Source organism: Bradyrhizobium sp. SPXBL-02, from assembly GCF_051853065.1.
Lineage (GTDB): Bacteria > Pseudomonadota > Alphaproteobacteria > Rhizobiales > Xanthobacteraceae > Bradyrhizobium.
In genome coordinates this window covers 4,180,279-4,197,719 of record NZ_CP182474.1, presented here as the reverse complement: position 1 = coordinate 4,197,719, position 17,441 = coordinate 4,180,279, and the positions used below count along the sequence as shown (strand labels likewise).

Annotated in this window: 16 protein-coding genes; 9 read left to right on the top strand and 7 right to left on the bottom strand. The window is 65.5% G+C overall.

Annotation, left to right across the window (positions count from 1 at the left end):
* Window position 1: 1 nt before the first annotated feature.
* Both ACNJYD_RS19505 and ACNJYD_RS19500 read right to left on the bottom strand, forming a co-directional pair.
* Window positions 2-709 (bottom strand): c-type cytochrome, encoded by a 708-nt coding sequence (locus ACNJYD_RS19505; RefSeq protein WP_439363033.1) that lies wholly within the window; start codon window positions 707-709, stop codon window positions 2-4.
* Window positions 710-1,323: 614 nt separating this feature from the next.
* Window positions 1,324-1,572 (bottom strand): hypothetical protein, encoded by a 249-nt coding sequence (locus tag ACNJYD_RS19500; protein ID WP_439363032.1) that lies wholly within the window; start codon window positions 1,570-1,572, stop codon window positions 1,324-1,326.
* A gap of 115 nt (window positions 1,573-1,687) precedes the next feature.
* Between ACNJYD_RS19500 and ACNJYD_RS19495 the strand changes: the two genes are divergently transcribed.
* Window positions 1,688-2,470 (top strand): mechanosensitive ion channel family protein, encoded by a 783-nt coding sequence (locus ACNJYD_RS19495; protein ID WP_260379140.1) that lies wholly within the window; start codon window positions 1,688-1,690, stop codon window positions 2,468-2,470.
* A 6-nt stretch (window positions 2,471-2,476) separates the two neighbouring features.
* On the opposite strand, the gene ACNJYD_RS19490 is transcribed toward ACNJYD_RS19495, so the two are convergent.
* Window positions 2,477-3,085, bottom strand: coding sequence for a CinA family protein (locus ACNJYD_RS19490; protein ID WP_157284384.1), 609 nt, complete (start codon window positions 3,083-3,085; stop codon window positions 2,477-2,479).
* Window positions 3,086-3,089: 4 nt separating this feature from the next.
* Window positions 3,090-4,271 (bottom strand): bifunctional 2-C-methyl-D-erythritol 4-phosphate cytidylyltransferase/2-C-methyl-D-erythritol 2,4-cyclodiphosphate synthase, encoded by a 1,182-nt coding sequence (locus ACNJYD_RS19485; RefSeq protein ID WP_439363031.1) that lies wholly within the window; start codon window positions 4,269-4,271, stop codon window positions 3,090-3,092.
* 275 nt (window positions 4,272-4,546) lie between these two features.
* Between ACNJYD_RS19485 and dusB the strand changes: the two genes are divergently transcribed.
* From dusB to ntrC, 3 genes are read left to right on the top strand one after another with little or no spacing between them, the layout of a single operon-like run.
* Window positions 4,547-5,548: a tRNA dihydrouridine synthase DusB gene (gene dusB / locus ACNJYD_RS19480; RefSeq protein WP_439367496.1), complete on the top strand. Its 1,002-nt coding sequence runs from the start codon at window positions 4,547-4,549 to the stop codon at window positions 5,546-5,548.
* Entirely contained in the window at window positions 5,545-6,720 is a 1,176-nt protein-coding gene (locus ACNJYD_RS19475; protein ID WP_172788966.1) for a two-component system sensor histidine kinase NtrB, read from the top strand. The genes dusB and ACNJYD_RS19475 overlap by 4 nt, the downstream gene beginning before the upstream one ends.
* Window positions 6,721-6,729: 9 nt before the next feature.
* The gene (ntrC, locus tag ACNJYD_RS19470; RefSeq protein ID WP_128261688.1) at window positions 6,730-8,172 is read left to right on the top strand and encodes a nitrogen regulation protein NR(I); all 1,443 of its coding nucleotides are present in this window, start codon (window positions 6,730-6,732) and stop codon (window positions 8,170-8,172) included.
* Window positions 8,173-8,337: 165 nt separating this feature from the next.
* Here the strand turns inward: ntrC and ACNJYD_RS19465 are convergent, their stop codons facing one another.
* Entirely contained in the window at window positions 8,338-8,484 is a 147-nt protein-coding gene (locus ACNJYD_RS19465) for a hypothetical protein (protein ID WP_172788964.1), read from the bottom strand.
* A gap of 176 nt (window positions 8,485-8,660) precedes the next feature.
* Here ACNJYD_RS19465 and ACNJYD_RS19460 point away from each other — a divergent pair, with 176 nt between their 5' ends.
* From ACNJYD_RS19460 to hflX, 4 genes are all read left to right on the top strand, one after another.
* Window positions 8,661-11,072, top strand: coding sequence for a sensor histidine kinase (locus ACNJYD_RS19460; protein ID WP_212257058.1), 2,412 nt, complete (start codon window positions 8,661-8,663; stop codon window positions 11,070-11,072).
* Between the two features lie 17 nt (window positions 11,073-11,089).
* A complete protein-coding gene (gene ntrX, locus ACNJYD_RS19455; RefSeq protein WP_172788962.1) occupies window positions 11,090-12,460 on the top strand; it encodes a nitrogen assimilation response regulator NtrX in 1,371 nt (456 codons plus the stop codon).
* 248 nt (window positions 12,461-12,708) lie between these two features.
* Entirely contained in the window at window positions 12,709-12,957 is a 249-nt protein-coding gene (hfq, locus tag ACNJYD_RS19450) for an RNA chaperone Hfq (protein ID WP_007591126.1), read from the top strand.
* 11 nt (window positions 12,958-12,968) lie between these two features.
* Entirely contained in the window at window positions 12,969-14,351 is a 1,383-nt protein-coding gene (gene hflX / locus ACNJYD_RS19445) for a GTPase HflX (RefSeq protein ID WP_439363030.1), read from the top strand.
* A gap of 161 nt (window positions 14,352-14,512) precedes the next feature.
* On the opposite strand, the gene ACNJYD_RS19440 is transcribed toward hflX, so the two are convergent.
* Window positions 14,513-15,541: a DUF2278 family protein gene (locus ACNJYD_RS19440; protein WP_439363029.1), complete on the bottom strand. Its 1,029-nt coding sequence runs from the start codon at window positions 15,539-15,541 to the stop codon at window positions 14,513-14,515.
* A gap of 189 nt (window positions 15,542-15,730) precedes the next feature.
* Window positions 15,731-16,549 (bottom strand): nucleoside triphosphate pyrophosphohydrolase, encoded by an 819-nt coding sequence (mazG, locus tag ACNJYD_RS19435; protein WP_439363028.1) that lies wholly within the window; start codon window positions 16,547-16,549, stop codon window positions 15,731-15,733.
* A 127-nt stretch (window positions 16,550-16,676) separates the two neighbouring features.
* On the opposite strand from mazG, the gene queC reads away from it, so the two are divergent.
* Window positions 16,677-17,390: a 7-cyano-7-deazaguanine synthase QueC gene (queC, locus tag ACNJYD_RS19430; RefSeq protein WP_439363027.1), complete on the top strand. Its 714-nt coding sequence runs from the start codon at window positions 16,677-16,679 to the stop codon at window positions 17,388-17,390.
* Window positions 17,391-17,441 lie beyond the last annotated feature (51 nt).

Below are 17,441 nucleotides of genomic sequence, written 5' to 3'. Positions count from 1 at the left end.
GTCAGTTGGGCTGGCTGCCGCAGCCGAAGGGCAGGGCGTAGGTGCCTTTCGGGACGGGGGCCGGGTTGGCGGGCGCAGGCCGCGTCGCGAGCCAGGCCGCGACCGCCGTGACATCGGCCTCGGTGAGATGGCCGGCGACGAGCTGCATGCAGTCCGGCGACTTCGCCGTACGGGTGCCGTAGCGCCAGGCGCCGAGCTGGGCGCTGACATAGGCGGCGCGCAGGCCCAACAGGCCGGGGATGCCTGGCTGCATGCCGGTCAGGCCGGGGCCGTGGCAGCTCACGCATGCCGGAATGTTGCGATTGGCATCGCCGCTGGTGGCGAGCCGTTCGCCCTGTGCGAGGACGTCCTTGCTGACCTCGTTCGGCGCCGGCTGCGGCAGTGGCGGATGCTCGTTGGCAAAATACTCGGCCATCGCTTCGAGATATGGATCGGGCAGAAATTCCAGCAGATAGTTCATCGGTGGATATTTGCGCCGGCCGCTGCGGAAGGCGAGAAGCTGGTTGTAGAGATAGCCGGCCGGCTTGCCCGCGAGGCGCGGGAAATAGACGTCGCTGGTGCCTTCGCCCTTGTTGCCATGGCAGGGCGTGCACGCCTCCACCCGCGCTGCCATCGTGTCCGGCGGCTGGTTGGCCATTTGCGCGGACGCACCATCAATGGCGGCCAAAGTGATGATCACGGCGGCCGAGGCCGCGACGCGAGCGAACAATTGCGTCGCCCTCCACGATGCTGGTCCGGTTGATTCCGGAGCACAACCTAAGTCGGCATTATTGCGCCAATATTTTTCCGTGCAAGATCGGACACCAGCGATGAGGTTGGGTCGCGCCGTTCGCATGGGCGTTCCGATCGGAATCGACGAATTTGCATGCTTTCTGAAAACGGAACATAACGCTGCAGCCTCGCGACAGTTCCTGCCCGAGCTTTGCGTTGTCATGACGCCCTCAAATGTCAGAAGGCGCAGGGAAGGCCGGGTGCCGGCCGGGCACCCACGGTCCACTGTGCGAAGGTTGCGCTACAAGAGGCTGCACAGCGGCATACAGGTGAAGCCCAACAACCGGCCTTCCCTGCGCAGTGGTTTGACGGCTTATGCCGAGTTCTCCCCGGGGAGCGATGCACTATTGCCCCCGTCGCCTTGCCGATAGCTGACGCGCGCGTCCGGTTGGACCGCCACATCACCGCAAGACTTGACGCACAGACCCCGGGCGTCAGGACGACACGGTTTTGCCGTACGCAAATCACACCGGTCGTGTGCGCGACGGTTTTCGCTCACGGTTGCCCGCCCTGCGAACCCTTCGCGCCGATGTGACATGCGTCCACCGCAGCTCACCCCGCGTTCGTGACGATCGCGATACGCCCCTCTGACAAGGGATGAGGTGCGACGAGAATGCGACAAAGCCGAAATTCTGTAAAGGCGAATATTTCCGCGAGGGTGGATTGACCGCTCGCTTGAGTGTTTTGCCCGTCGGGCAGCGCAAGATCTCGTAGGGTGGATGTGCCGAAGGCGTAATCCACCATGTCTGCCGCCGCGGGACAGACGAGGTGGATTGCGCCGACCAGATGCGCGTGGCGCATCTGGTCGGCTAATCCGCCCTACCAAGAGTTTCCTCCCGTGTTCCGCCTCAGCCGTCGCGGGGATCATTTCGCATTGCGGCGCGTTCTCAACCGACGAGTCCGGGTTGGAGCCGCCATGACCATCAATTTCGACACGCTGAAAGCGTCGCTCGTCCTGTACGGGCTGAACGCGATCTACGCGATCCTGTTGCTCGCGGTCGGCTGGTATCTGTCCGGCGCGATGCAGCGCTTCGTCACGCGCGTCCTCAGCGTCACGCACCGCGTCGACCCGTTGGTGACGCTGTTCGTGGGCAGCCTTGCGCGCTATGGCGTGCTCGCGGTCGTCGGCATCGCCGTGCTGCAGCTCTTCGGCATCCAGACGGCGAGCCTCGTCGCCGTGCTGGGCGCGACCTCGCTCGCCATTGGTCTCGCCTTGCAGGGCACGTTGTCCAATCTCGCCGCCGGCGTGATGCTGCTCTTGTTCCGGCCCTTTCACATCGGCGACGATGTCGAGGTCGCCGGCAAGGCGGGGAAGGTGAGGTCGCTGTCGCTGTTCATGACCGAGCTGGTCGCGCCCGACAACACGCAGATCCTGTTGCCGAATGGACAGGTCTGGGGCGCGGCCATCATCAACCATAGCGCCTATCCCGGCACGGGCGAGGTCAAGGTGACGTTTCCGGTCCCCGCCGGCGCGGCCAATACGCTGGCCGATCGCATCCTGAAGGAATTGCGCAATGACTCCCGCATGGACGAGCAGGCTGCGCCTGCCGTCTCCGTCACCAAGGTTCTCGATGTCGCCAATCCCGCGGCACCGATCCTGGAGTTGACGGTTCGCGCAAAGGCGAAGCCGTCTGAAGCCGACGCGGTCAAGCAGTGCGTGCTCGATCATGCGAGCGCGTTGCTTGCGGCGGCGGCCTGAGGCGTTTTATCCCCGCGGCGAACGAGGCGGCCGGCGCTTCACCACATGTCGGCGCGGCGAGCGGGTCACGCGGGGGCGCAGGCGGCTTGCCGCGGCTCGTTGCGGCTTGGCCGCGACTTGCGGGCCGCGGGCCAGATCCATCAGCATGCGCAGCGCCTCGACGACCGAGCGGGCGCGCACCGCGCTGCGGCCGATGGCACCGAAGCGGTGCTCGCGGTGGATGATGCGGCCGTCGCGCGCGGCAGCGGCGAAGTGCACCAGACCGACCGGCTTGCCGGGCGTGGCGCCGCCCGGGCCGGCGATGCCGGTGATGGCGACGGCGAGATCGACATCGGCGCGCTCCAGCGCACCGATCGCCATCGCGGTCGCGGTCTCCTTGCTCACCGCACCGAAATTCGCAAGCGTGCTCGCCTCGACGCCAAGCATCGCGCGCTTGGCCTCGTTGGAATAGGTGACGAAGCCGCGGTCGATGACATCGGACGAGCCGGGGATGTCGGTCAGCGCGCCCGCAACGAGACCGCCGGTGCAGGATTCGGCGGTCGCGATCGTCAGCTTGCGCATCCGACACAGATCCAGCAGCGAGCGGGAGAGGGCGCGTGCGTCGCTGCCGCCCATGGCCTTACACGCCCCAGGGCAGGCGGATGGTGGCGCTCGCGGTGGCCGCGATGCCTTCCTCACGGCCGGTGAAGCCGAGCCGCTCGCTGGTGGTCGCCTTTACCGCGACGCGCGAGATGTCGACGCCGGAGATCTCGGCGATGCGCGCGCGCATGGTGTCGCGCAAGGGGCCGATCTTCGGCCGCTCGCAGATCAGCGTCACCTCGAGATTGGCGACGCGGCCGCCGCGCGCTGCGACGCGCTCGATGGCATATTTCAGGAACTGGTCGGAGGAGGCGCCCTTCCACTTCGCATCGCTCGGCGGAAAGTGCGAGCCGATGTCGCCGTCGGCGAGCGCGCCGAGAATGGCGTCGACCAGCGCATGCAGGCCGACGTCGCCGTCGGAATGAGCCAAAAAACCCTTGGTGTGCGGCACGCGCACGCCGCAGATCATGACATGGTCGCCTTCGCCGAAGGCGTGCACGTCGTAGCCGGTGCCGATCCTGATGTCGCCAAGCTGGGCGGCCAGGCGCGCTTCCTCGCGCACGAAATCCTCGGGAGTGGTGAGCTTCATGTTGGCAACATCGCCTTCAAAGGTTGCGACCGTCAATCCCGCCCATTCGGCAATCGCGGCATCGTCGGTGAAATCCGAGCGTGCATCCCTTGCCGCGCGACGATGCGCCTCGAGGATGACGTCGAAACGAAAGGATTGCGGCGTCTGTGCGATTCGCAAGGAAGCGCGGTCCGGCGTGGCCTCGACGTTGCCGCTCTCGCCGGTGACCTTGATGGTGTCGGTGACGGGAACAACGGGGATCGCAGCACCGGTGCGGCTCGCCGCCTCGATCGCGCGCGAGATTACGCCTTCCGAAACGAAGGGCCGCGCGGCGTCGTGGATCAGCACGATATCCGGCTTGTGCTTGGCCAGCGCTTCGAGGCCGGCGAGCACCGAAGCCTGCCGCGTCGCGCCGCCATTGGCCGGCGGCTCGTGCCTCAGCCCTGCGACCGCTGCCGTGAACATGGCATTGTCGTCGGGGTTCACCACCGGCTGCACCGCGAACACATCAGCGTGGCGGCTGAAGGCCTCCATGGCGCGGTGGATCACGGGCAGGCCGCCGATCTCGCGATATTGCTTCGGCCCGCCGGCGCCGGCGCGCAATCCACGCCCGGCTGCGACGAGGACGACCGCGGTGCGCTGTGATTTCGCCATAGGACTCAAATACTCAGTTGCCAATGAAAGAGCAGGGGTGATTTGCCGGCATGCCTCTAGCACGGCAGGCCCGCAAAAAAAGGGGTTTCCCCGGATTGTGGGAAACAGCATTTTGCTGCACTGCACTTGAAAGATCTACAGAACTGTCTAAACTGTAGGCATGACGCTTGACTGCACAAGAATTGTGCGCAAGATAGATCATGGCAGGCGCGATGAGGCCCTGCCCAGTCAACGAGACCCCCGTGACCGGCTCGGCAGTATCAGGCTCTAAGCCGTTGAAAATAGGCGATATTGAAGTCGCCGCCCCGGTCTTCCTGGCACCGATGTCGGGTGTGACTGACTCGCCCGTCCGCCGGCTGGCTGCCGAGCTTGGAGCCGGTCTCGTCGTGTCCGAAATGACTGCGAGCGATGAGCTCGCCAACGGCCACCGGATGTCCCGGTTGCGCTGCGAAGCCACCGGCATCGGCCCGCACGTGGTCCAGCTCGCCGGCTGCGAGACGCACTGGGTGGCCGAAGGCGCCCGGATCGCCGAAGCGGAAGGCGCCGATATCATCGACATCAACATGGGTTGTCCCGCCCGCCACGTTACCGGCGGCCAGTCCGGCTCGGCCTTGATGCGCGACCTCGACCATGCCGTCAGCCTGATCGAGGCGACGATCGCGGCGGTGAAGGTGCCGGTGACGCTGAAGATGCGGCTCGGCTGGGACGACCGCAGCCGCAACGCGCCGGAGCTGGCGCGGCGCGCGCAGGCCGCCGGGGTCAAGCTCGTCACCGTGCACGGCCGCACCCGCTGCCAGTTCTACAAGGGCGAGGCCGATTGGGATGCGATCCGCGCCGTGCGCGAGGCCGTCTCCATTCCGCTCGTCGTCAACGGCGACATCACCTCCTACGAGAAGGCGCTCGCGGCATTGGACGCCTCGGGCGCCGACGCCGTGATGATTGGCCGCGGCGCGCAGGGCCAGCCCTGGCTGCCGGGCCAGATCGGCCGCCGCCTGAAGGGCGGGGCCGAGGAAGCCGCGCCCTCGCTCGAAACGCAGCTGCATTATGTCCGCACGCTCTATGAAGGCGTGTGTGCGCTCTATGGTCTGCGCATCGGGCTGAGGCACGCCCGCAAGCATCTGGGCTGGGCGCTCGACGTCGCCGCGCAGGCGAGCCGCGCGCCGGCCGAGAAGCTGAAATCCTGGCGGCAGAAAATCCTGGTCTCGGAGGATCCGCGCCTCGTTCACGATTCACTGCAAGACGCCTTCGACGACTTCGCATGGAGCGCTGCTGCATGAGCTCAGCCGCTGAACATCGTCGGCCGCTTCAGTCCGACAGCGACGCCATCCTGGATGCCTTGCCCAACCCCGTGCTCATGATCGGGCCGGACGGCAAGATCGTCGCCGCCAACATCGCCACCGAAGCCTTCTTCGAGATCTCGACGCAATTCCTGAAGCGGCAGTCGTTGAAGGAGCTGGTGCCGTTCGGAAGTCCGTTGCTGGCGCTGATCGACCAGGTGCGCTCGTCGAACTCGCCGGTCAACGAATACAAGGTCGATCTCGGTACGCCGCGCATGGGCGGCGACCGCCAGGTCGACCTGCATGTCGCGCCGCTCACCGAGCGGCCCGGCCATATCGTGGTGATGCTGCAGGAGCGCACCATCGCCGACAAGATGGATCGGCAGCTCACCCACCGCAGCGCAGCGCGCTCGGTGATAGCGCTAGCAGCGATGCTCGCGCATGAAATCAAGAATCCGCTGTCGGGCATTCGCGGCGCCGCACAGCTGCTCGAGCAGCAGGCCTCGTCCGAGGACCGCATGCTGACGCGGCTGATCTGCGACGAGGCCGACCGCATCGTGACGCTGGTCGATCGCATGGAGGTGTTCGGCGACGAGCGCCCCGTGGTGCGCGGCCCCGTCAACATCCATTCGGTGCTCGATCACGTGAAGCGGCTGGCGCAGTCGGGCTTTGCCCGCAACATCCGCTTCATCGAGGACTACGATCCGTCGCTGCCGCCGGTGCTGGCGAACCAGGACCAGCTGATCCAGGTGTTCCTCAATCTCGTGAAGAACGCCGCCGAAGCGTTGATCGACGTGCCCGACGCCGAGATCCAGCTCACCACCGCGTTCCGTCCCGGTGTGCGCCTGTCAGTCCCCGGTCAAAAATCCCGGGTATCCCTTCCGCTCGAATTCTGCGTGAAGGACAACGGACCCGGCGTGCCCGACGATCTTCTGCCCAACCTGTTCGACCCCTTCGTGACCACCAAGCAGACCGGCTCGGGTCTCGGCCTGGCGCTGGTTGCCAAGATCGTCGGCGATCACGGGGGCATCATCGAATGCGAATCTCAGCCGCGCAAGACCACCTTCCGCGTGCTGATGCCGATGTATTCCACATCGGTGAAACACGCCGATCAAAGCAGTCGCGACGGCTCTGCCGGGAAGTCGTCGCCTGCGTCACAGGGGGCAAAATGAGGATTAACAATGCCCGCAGGTAGCATTCTCGTAGCCGATGACGATACCGCCATCCGCACCGTTCTCAATCAGGCACTGTCCCGCGCCGGTTACGAAGTGCGGCTGACCGGCAATGCCGCGACGCTGTGGCGCTGGGTCAGCCAGGGCGAGGGCGATCTCGTCATCACCGACGTGGTGATGCCGGACGAAAACGCCTTCGACCTGTTGCCGCGGATCAAGAAGATGCGGCCGAACCTCCCCGTCATCGTCATGAGCGCGCAGAACACCTTCATGACGGCGATCCGCGCCTCCGAGCGCGGCGCTTATGAATATCTGCCGAAGCCGTTCGATCTGAAGGAGCTGATCGCCATCGTCGGCCGCGCGCTGGCCGAGCCAAAGGAGCGGACCTCGACGCCGGACGAGGACGCCGAGATGGAGGCGATCCCGCTGGTCGGCCGCTCGCCGGCGATGCAGGAAATCTACCGCGTGCTGGCGCGCCTGATGCAGACCGACCTCACCGTGATGATCACGGGCGAGTCCGGCACCGGCAAGGAGCTGGTGGCGCGCGCGCTGCACGATTACGGCAAGCGCCGCAACGGCCCGTTCGTCGCCGTCAACATGGCAGCGATCCCGCGCGATCTCATCGAGTCCGAATTGTTCGGCCACGAGCGCGGTGCCTTCACCGGCGCCAACACCCGCGCCTCCGGCCGCTTCGAGCAGGCCGAAGGCGGCACGCTGTTCCTGGACGAGATCGGCGACATGCCGATGGAGGCGCAGACCCGCCTGCTGCGCGTGTTGCAGCAGGGCGAATACACCACCGTCGGCGGCCGTACCCCGATCAAGACCGACGTGCGCATCGTCGCGGCCTCCAACAAGGATTTGCGCGTCCTAATCCAGCAGGGCCTGTTCCGCGAAGACCTGTTCTTCCGCCTCAACGTCGTTCCGCTGCGGCTGCCGCCGTTGCGCGAGCGCATCGAGGACCTGCCGGATCTCGTGCGGCACTTCTTCACGCTGGCCGAGAAGGACGGGTTGCCGCCGAAGAAACTGGATACGCTGGCGCTGGAGCGGCTGAAGCAGCACCGCTGGCCCGGCAACGTGCGCGAGCTAGAAAACCTCGCCCGACGCCTCGCCGCGCTCTATCCGCAGGACGTGATCACGTCCTCCGTCATCGATGGCGAGCTCGCACCGCCCTCGGTCAGCCCGGGCGCCGCGGTCCAGCAGGGCGTCGACAATCTCGGCGGCGCCGTGGAGGCGTATCTGTCCTCGCACTTCCAGGGCTTCCCGAACGGCGTGCCGCCGCCGGGCCTCTATCACCGCATCCTCAAGGAGATCGAGGTGCCGTTGCTGACGGCGGCGCTCGCCGCCACCCGCGGCAACCAGATCCGCGCCGCGGACCTGCTCGGTCTCAACCGCAACACGCTGCGGAAGAAGATCCGGGACCTCGACATCCAGGTGTATCGGAGCGGGGGGTAATCTTTCGAGGCGGCCGGTGGCTCAGCTCCCCCTACCAAGGCAGAGCTGAGCCTGTCCGGATCGCGCTGGCCGTTGTGGCTGACGCGGTGAGCAGAAGTCCGCGCTGGGCCCAAATGTTCCGGTCGTCCATTTAAATTTGTTAGGCCGCAGCGCGCGGCATCACATCTATCTGACCAGCCGCCCAGATGCCGGCATCACGCTGGCGAGAGTCACCGGGTCCTGCTTATGGCCGAGGCCGTTGACCAGGAGGTCGGAGGCCACGATCAGCAGCAGAACGGCCGAAACCATCGTCGCGAGACAGATCTTATCCATGCTGATCAAGCCGGAATGGCGGGAATCCGTTCCCGTCCCTCCGCATGTGCCTGTGAATTGCGCGGGGCGGCCGCGGCCAAGGCGCCGCGGAATTGTCGCAATTCGGCAACAATGTGGTACGAATACATCAGTATCCGCGCGTCCGCGGACCCGTTTTCAGCACCGCCATTGCCGGAATGACCAGCGCAGAGACCTCGGCCGCACACTTTGACACGGCCCCAGCGGAAGAGCCCCGGCGTTGGTCGGTGCGACGCTGGCTGGCGCCCTTTGCCGTCGCGCTGGCGCTGCTGTCGGCCTTCCTGACCTTCCTGGTCCTGACCGGTCTGAGCACGATCGAGCCGACCCCCGGGGTGGTCCGCACATTCTATCTGATCAATGCCGCCACGATCCTGCTGCTGGTCGGGATCATCATCCGGGAACTCTGGCAGCTGATCCTGGCGCGGCGGCGGGGCAGGGCGGCGGCGCGTCTTCACGTCCAGATCGTCAGCCTGTTCTCGATCGTCGCGGTGCTGCCGGCGGTGCTGGTCGCCGTCGTCGCCAATGTCACCATCGAGCGCGGCCTCGACCGGCTGTTCTCCGGGCCGACCAAGCAGGTCATCCAGAACTCGCTGACGATCGCGCGGGCCTATATGCAGGACCATGCGCAGCTGATCCGCGGCGACATTCTCGGCATGGCCAACGACATCGCCCATGCCCGGCCGCTCTATGACCAGGACCGCCGCACGTTTCGCGAGATGCTGACGGCGAGCGCCGCGTCCCGCAACCTGCCGGGCGCGATGATCATCGACAAGAACACCAACATTCTGGAATCCGCCGACACCGGCATGCGGCTCGCTTATTCGCCGCCCGCGCCCGACTTTCTCAGCAACGTCAACGAGGCCGAGCCCGAGATCGCGGTGCTCCCCGATGCGAGCTTCGTCGCCGCGGTGATCCGCCTGCGTGCCTTCAACGACACCTTCCTCTATGTCGCCCGGCCGCTTGATCCGAATGTCGTCAATCAGCTCAAGCAGACCGAGGTCAGCGTCGCCGAATACGCCCAGATCGAATCGCGCCGGCTCGGTATCCAGGTCGCCTTCGCGCTGATGTTCGCGGTGATCGCGCTGACCATCTTGATGGCTTCGGTGCTGATCGGTCTCAATTTCGCCAACTCGCTGGTCTCGCCGATCCGGCGGCTGATGAATGCGGCCCACACGGTCTCGACCGGCGACCTGCACGTCCAGGTGCCCGTGCACCAGTCGGAAGGCGACCTCGCCCAGCTCGGCGAGACCTTCAACAAGATGACGCAGGAATTGCGCAGCCAGCGCGACGAGCTCGTGAGCGCCAGCGACCTCATCGACAGCCGCCGCCGCTTCATCGAAGCGGTGCTGTCATCGGCGAGCGCCGGCATCATCGGCGTCGACGCGTCCGGCAGCGTCGGCATCCTCAACCGCTCCGCCGAGAAGCTGATCGGGCATTCCGAAGCCGAGACGCTCGGCCACCCGCTCTCCGACGTGCTGCCCGAGCTGGACGAGATGATGAAGACCGCGCGGGAAGGGACCCAGCGCCTGGTGCAGGGCCAGATCACGATCACCCGCGACGGCACCGAGCGCAACCTGTCTGTCCGCGTCAGCGCCGAGAAGAACCAGCCGCACGACAGCTACATCATCACGCTCGACGACATCACCGAGCTGGTCTCGGCGCAGCGCACCTCGGCCTGGGGCGACGTGGCGCGCCGCATCGCCCACGAGATCAAGAACCCGCTGACCCCGATCCAGCTCTCGGCCGAGCGCATCCGCCGCAAGTTCGGCAAGACCATCACCGAGGACAAGGACAAGCAGATCTTCGATCAGTGCACCGACACCATCGTGCGCCAGGTCGACGACATCAGGCGCATGGTCGACGAGTTCTCGCGCTTTGCGCGGATGCCCAAGCCCGTGATGGAGGGTGAGGACGTCGCCGACACCGTGCGCCAGGCGGTGTTCCTGATGAAGGTCGCCCATCCCGAGATCGACATCGAGGCTGAGTTCAAGCAGGATCCGCTGCGCGCCCAGTTCGACCGGCGCCTGATCTCGCAGGCGGTCACCAACATCGTCAAGAACGCCACCGAGGCGATCGAGCAGGTCCCGCCCGAGGAGCTCGGCAAGGACGGTGGCAAGGGCCGGATCGACGTAGTCGTGTCGCGTGAAGGCGACGACGTGCTGATCGACGTCATCGACAACGGCATCGGCCTGCCCAAAGTCGCGCGCTCGCGCCTGCTCGAGCCGTACGTCACCACGCGCGCCAAGGGCACCGGGCTCGGGCTCGCCATCGTCGGCCGCGTGCTGGAAGACCATGGCGGGCGGATCGAGCTGAAGGATGCCTCCGACTTCCGTGCAGGCCAGCGCGGCGCCTGGATGCGCATGCGCTTTGCCGTCTCAGGGCAACCCGCGAAAACGGAGCACGTGCCGGCGGCCAACGCCGCGACCGAGACGACCTCCAAAGCCGACATCACGCAAACGGTGACGGAATCCGTCGAGAACCGGGAAACAAAAGAGCCGGCCGCCGGAACCAAAGAGCCGGCTGAAAAGACCAATGATTCAACCAAAATCGAAGCCTCAACAGGCAGCTGACAAGACAGGCGCGATCCATGGCAAGTGAAATTCTGATTGTCGATGATGAGGCCGATATTCGGGATCTCGTTGCGGGCATTCTCGAAGACGAGGGATTCGTCACAAGGACCGCACGCGACAGCGACTCGGCGCTCGCCGAGATCGCCAATCGTCGGCCGCACCTGGTATTCCTCGATATCTGGCTGCAGGGCTCCAAGCTCGACGGCCTGCAGCTCCTGGAGCAGGTCAAGAAGGACAATGCCGATCTGCCCGTCGTGATGATCTCCGGCCACGGCAACATCGAGACCGCGGTCGCCGCGATCAAGCGCGGCGCCTACGATTTCATCGAGAAGCCGTTCAAGGCCGACCGCCTCATCCTGGTCGCGACCAGGGCGCTGGAGAACTCGCGGCTCAAGCGCGAGGTCAAGGAGCTGAAGCAGCTCGCGCCGAGCGCCAGCCAGCTGGTCGGCCGCTCGCCCAGCATGAACCAGCTGCGCCAGACCATCGAGCGGGCGGCCAAGGCCAACAGCCGCATCCTGATCGTCGGCCCCGCCGGCGCCGGCAAGGAGCTGACCGCGCGCACGCTGCATGCCGCCTCGGGCCGCGCCGACGGCCCCTTCGTCGTCATCAACGCCGCCGCGATCACGCCGGAGCGGATGGAGCATGAGCTGTTCGGCGTCGAGCAGTCCAACGGCGAGCAGCCGCGCAAGCCTGGCGCGCTCGAAGAAGCGCATGGCGGCACGCTGTTCATCGACGAGATCGCGGACATGCCGCGCGAGACCCAGAACAAGATCCTGCGCGTGCTGGTGGAGCAGTCGTTCCAGCGCGTCGGCGGTACCGCCAAGGTGCAGGTCGACGTGCGCATCATCTCATCGACCGCCCGCAATCTCGAAGAGGAGATCACGGCCGGCCGCTTCCGCGAGGATCTCTACCACCGGCTCTCGGTGGTGCCGATCCGCGTGCCTGCACTGTCGGAGCGGCGCGAGGACATTCCGGAATTGATCGACTATTTCATGGAGCAGATCTCGGCGGGCAGCGGCCTGCCCAGGCGCCAGATCGGTCAGGACGCGATGGCGGTGCTGCAATCGCATGTCTGGCCCGGCAATGTGCGTCAGCTCCGCAATAATGTTGAAAGAGTCATGATTCTGGCCGCCGGTGGGCCGGAGGTCATCATCACCGCCGACATGCTGCCGCAGGATGTCGGCTCGATGGTGCCGGCGATGCCGACCAGCAACAATGGCGAGCACATCATGGGCCTGCCGCTGCGCGAGGCACGCGAAGTGTTCGAGCGCGACTATTTGATTGCACAGATCAGCCGTTTCTCAGGAAATATTTCCCGAACGGCCGAGTTCGTTGGCATGGAACGTTCGGCCTTGCACCGGAAGTTGAAAGCGCTCGGCGTCGGCTAAGGCCGCGACGCCGCGGCGGCATCTCGACAATAGGCGAAGAAATCATCGATTTCCGTAATTTTTCGGGGCAATAGGGCCGGGCCTGCCGCTTGAAGCGGCTTGCCTAATATCCCGACCTGTCCTCTAATCGAACCGCTGTTCCTTCCGAGGGGGATCTCATGAGGGACGGCAACCGGAGGAGGCCCCGAACTCCACAAAGAGGGCCGCATCCGGCGCAATAAAAAGAAACTCAAAGCGAGAAAAAAACAATGGCGGCAGACCGCGCACAAAACCTACAGGACACCTTCCTAAATCACGTTCGCAAAACCAAGACGCCACTGACGATCTTTCTGGTCAACGGAGTGAAGCTCCAGGGCATCGTGACCTGGTTCGACAATTTCTGTTTGCTGCTTCGGCGCGACGGTCATTCGCAGCTCGTCTACAAGCATGCGATCTCGACCATCATGCCGGGCGCTCCGATTCAGCTGTTCGAAGGCGGCGAGGACCAGCCGGCTTGAGAGTGATCTGATTGGAACCCCGGAATTTCGACGGGGATGCCGACCGTCCACGGTCGGCAGGGGCTACGCAGACGGGGCGGGTGCTTGTCATCGGTCCCTACTTGCGCGTGCGCGCGGGCAGTGCCGACGCGCAATCGGAGACTCATGCCTTGCGAGACACCGAGGCCCGGCTCGATGAAGCCGCGGGCCTTGCGCGCGCGATCGATCTCGTCATTGCCGACGCCATCGTCGCCCCGGTCAGCCAGATCCGGCCCGCGACCTATATCGGCAAGGGCAAGGTCGAGGAGATCGCCGGGCTGATCAAGACCCTCGAGGTCGAGCTCGTGGTGATGGATTGCGCGCTGTCGCCGATCCAGCAGCGCAACCTCGAGAAGGAATGGCACGCCAAGGTGCTCGACCGAACCGGGCTCATCCTCGAAATCTTCGGCCGTCGCGCCAAGACCAGGGAAGGCTCGCTGCAGGTCGAGCTTGCGCATCTCAACTACCAGCGCTCGCGCCTGGTGCGCTCCTGGACCCATCTCGAACGCCAGCGCGGCGGTTTCGGCTTCATGGGCGGTCCCGGCGAGACCCAGATCGAGGCCGACCGCCGCCTGATCCAGGAGCGCATCTCCAAGCTGGAGAGCGAGCTGAAAAAGGTGCAGGCGACGCGGCGGCTGCATCGCGCCGGCCGCCAACGCGTGCCGTATCGCGTGGTCGCGCTGGTTGGTTACACCAATGCCGGCAAGTCGACGCTGTTCAATCGCCTGACCCGCGCCGACGTGCAGGCGGCCGACATGCTGTTTGCGACGCTCGATCCCACCTTGCGGGCGCTCAACCTGCCGCATGGCGGCAAGGCGATGCTGTCGGACACCGTCGGCTTCATCTCCAACCTGCCGACGCAGCTCGTCGCCGCCTTCCGCGCCACGCTGGAGGAGGTGCTGGAGGCCGACGTCATCCTGCATGTCCGCGACATCTCGCATGAAGACGCCGAGGCGCAGCAGAGCGACGTTGACGCGGTGCTGCGCCAGCTCGGCATCAACCCGGACGATTCCGGCCGCATCATCGAGGTCTGGAACAAGATTGACCGTTTCGCCCCCGAGCAACGCGAAGAGCTGCTCAACATCGCCGCGCGCAGGCCGGAGGATCATCCGGCGATGCTGGTCTCAGCCGTGTCGGGCGAGGGCATCGATGCTCTGCTCGCCGCGATCGAGCAACGCCTGGCCGCCAAGCGCACCACGCTCGATCTCTCCATCGACGCCGCCGACGGCGCCGGCATCAGCTGGCTGCACCGCAATGCCGAGGTGCTGTCGAAGGAGCTGCACGACGGCCGCTTCGACATGACAGTGCGGGTGGACGAGACCAAGCGGGACATCGTGGTGAACAGGTTCGACGCTGTGCCGCATCACGCCACATAACGGCGCGATGGCATTGGTGCGCGGCATCGATCGCGTGGTTCCAGCGAGAGATTACACGCGGCATGGATCGGTACACCCTCGTGCGCGCTACGCACGGGGCACGAACGACAGCTGACCTGGCGGCGTGCTGACGCTCGTCGGTTGCGAACTTGATCAGCACATCAGAACGGAATTGTCAGGCCCGGATGTTTGGCTTGCGCCCTGGTATAGGCGACGCCGTGAACCTTGATACCACGCGTGTCCAGCAGCGAGATAATGCCGCCCTGGTTCGACAATTCCATCGGCTTCTCCACGACGACGGCGAGCGTTCCTCCGGCTGCGATCTTCCCCGACAGCGTCATCTTCTTCTTCTGCTTGTCGGCCAGCTTCCAGCCCGTGAGATCGATGTCGCGATCGGCCGTGTTGAGCAGTGTGACGACTTCGCGCTCCGGCGTCTTCACGGCGTTGACGAGTGCCGCAATGATCCGCACGAGCCCATCCGGCATTTCCTCCGTCGGAGGGGCCGTCGGATCCAGCGGCGCTGTCGGCGTGCCGCCGCCGAGATCAATCGGATGACCGGTCTCGTCGTCAGTGTGCCAGGCCTGCGTCTGGAATTTGAGAAGGACTGCCGTCCATAAATTTTGCTCCGGGAATTCGAACACGAGCCCGCCGTCCTGCCACGGCCCGTTGTCGCCCGAGAACCTTCCGATGGGATTTCCCTGGTTCATATGGATGTCGTGAATGCCGCGTCCCGGCCTGAAGCCGAAATAATTGTCCGCCTTGGTCTCGGGGCCCCATGTCTCGCCGAACGCGTAGACCATCGCGCTTTCGTCCGAGAGTGCGCGCTGGACGAACTGGTCGAGCTTCTCGTTGAGGTCGTTGTCCGGCCCAGGCACGGACAGCGGCAGCGGCACCATCTCCTGGGGCTGCATCAGATTACCGCGGATGAAGTCCAGCGCGATGCTGTTGGGCTGGGGGGCCTGCGGGTGCAGCCCCTCCGGGAGTGCCGCGAGTCGTTCGGTGATCGGATGGACGAAACGAGATCGCACCAGGAATTCGACCTCGCTTCCGTCGGCCGACTGCACGTTGACGGCAATGCGGAAATCTTCACCGCCGGCGACGATATGGACTTGATAGTGCGGCGACCTGCCGGTGCCGAAACGCATCGCAATCGGGCGTCCCTTGAGGACTGAATAATGTTTCAATGGCATCGCGCTTCACCTGCCGTAGGGGGGTGGCTGCGTCAGAACTATACAACTTTAGACTGTCTGCGGTGACAATTTCATGGCGGCGGCTTGACGCATCTTTCCGTGCGAGCCGCTGGGAGCGGTCAATCGGGGTACATTGCTGACCGATCGGCGATGGATGGTGTTGCCGGATCTCTCTGCTACCGCACCCGGCTAAGTGGCGGTCTTGGCCGCATTCCACAGCGCGTCCATCTCCGCCAGCGAGGCCTGCTCGAGCGTCCGGCCCTGCGCCGCCAGCGCCCGCTCGATATAGGCAAAGCGCCGCTCGAATTTGGCGTTGGTCGCGCGCAGCGCGGCTTCCGGATCGGCGTCGACGTGGCGGGCGAGATTGACGAGGGCGAACATCAGGTCGCCGGTCTCTTCCGCCAGGCCCGCGCGGTCGTTGCGGTCCAGCGCGGCTTCGATCTCGTCGGCTTCCTCGCGGATCTTCTGCAGGACCGCGCGCGGGTCGTTCCAGTCGAAGCCGACGGTGGAGGCCTTGCGCTGCAGCTCCATCGCGCGCGTCAACGCCGGCTGGCCGGCCTTCACGCCCGACAGCAACGACTTGTGCGTCGGCGTCGCTTCCGGCGGCCGGCGCGCGGCGCGTTCGGCCTTTTCCTCGGCCTTGATGCGGTCCCAGACCTCCTTGACGTGGTGCGGGGCGAGATTGCCGTCCTTGTCGGCGAAGACGTGGGGATGGCGGCGGATCATTTTTCGCGTGATGGCTTCGACCACGTCGCCGAAAGCAAAGGCGTTCTGCTCTGAGGCCATCTGCGCGTGGAACACCACCTGAAGCAGGAGATCGCCGAGCTCCTCTCTGAGATCGTCGAGATCGCCGCGGGTGATGGCGTCGACCACCTCATAGGCTTCCTCGATCGTGTAGGGCGCAATCGTCGCAAAGTTCTGCTCGAGGTCCCAGGGGCAGCCGCTCACCGGGGTGCGCAGTGCCGCCATGATTTCGATCAGGCGGGAGATATCGCGGGAAGGGGTCATTGCCGGGCAGTCTCCTGGGGTCCAGAGCCTTATGCCAAAAGCGGACCCCCGATCCCAGCGCAAGGCGGCGGAACAGGCCGATTTCCACCGATTGGCGAGCAAGCCGCGCAATGCTAAAGCGCGGGCCATGAGCGACGCATTTTCTTCCGAAACCGCGCTGGTGCTGTTCTCCGGCGGCCAGGATTCCACCACCTGCCTCGCCTGGGCTTTGAGCCGCTTCGCCCGCGTGGAGACGCTGGGGTTCGAGTACGGCCAGCGCCACGCCATCGAGCTTGACTGCCGCGACCGCCTGCTCGACGGCATCAAGGGCCTGCGCGCCGATTGGGCCGCAAAGCTGGGCGAGAGCCACACGCTGTCGATCCCGACGCTGGCGGCCGTCTCCGAGACGGCGCTAACCCGCGACGTCGCGATCGCGATGGGCGCCGACGGCCTGCCCAACACCTTCGTGCCGGGCCGCAACCTCGTGTTCCTGACCTTCGCCGCAGCGCTGGCCTACCGGCGCGGCATCCGCCACATCGTCGGCGGCATGTGCGAGACCGACTATTCCGGCTATCCCGATTGCCGCGACGAGACCATCCGCGCCATGCAGGCCGCGCTCTCGCTCGGCATGGCGAGGCCCTTCGAGCTGCACACGCCATTGATGTGGATCGACAAGGCCGCGACCTGGGAGCTGGCGCACGATCTCGGCGGCGAGGGGCTGGTCGATCTCATCCGCGAGCAGTCGCACACCTGCTACCTCGGCGAACGCGGCGCGCGGCACGAATGGGGTTATGGCTGCGGCGAGTGCCCGGCGTGCAGTTTGCGGGCGAAGGGGTGGCGAGAGTTCGTGGCCGGGAAGTAGGCTCGTTCTGCCGTCATTGCGAGGAGCTCGCGACAAAATTGCGCAGCAATT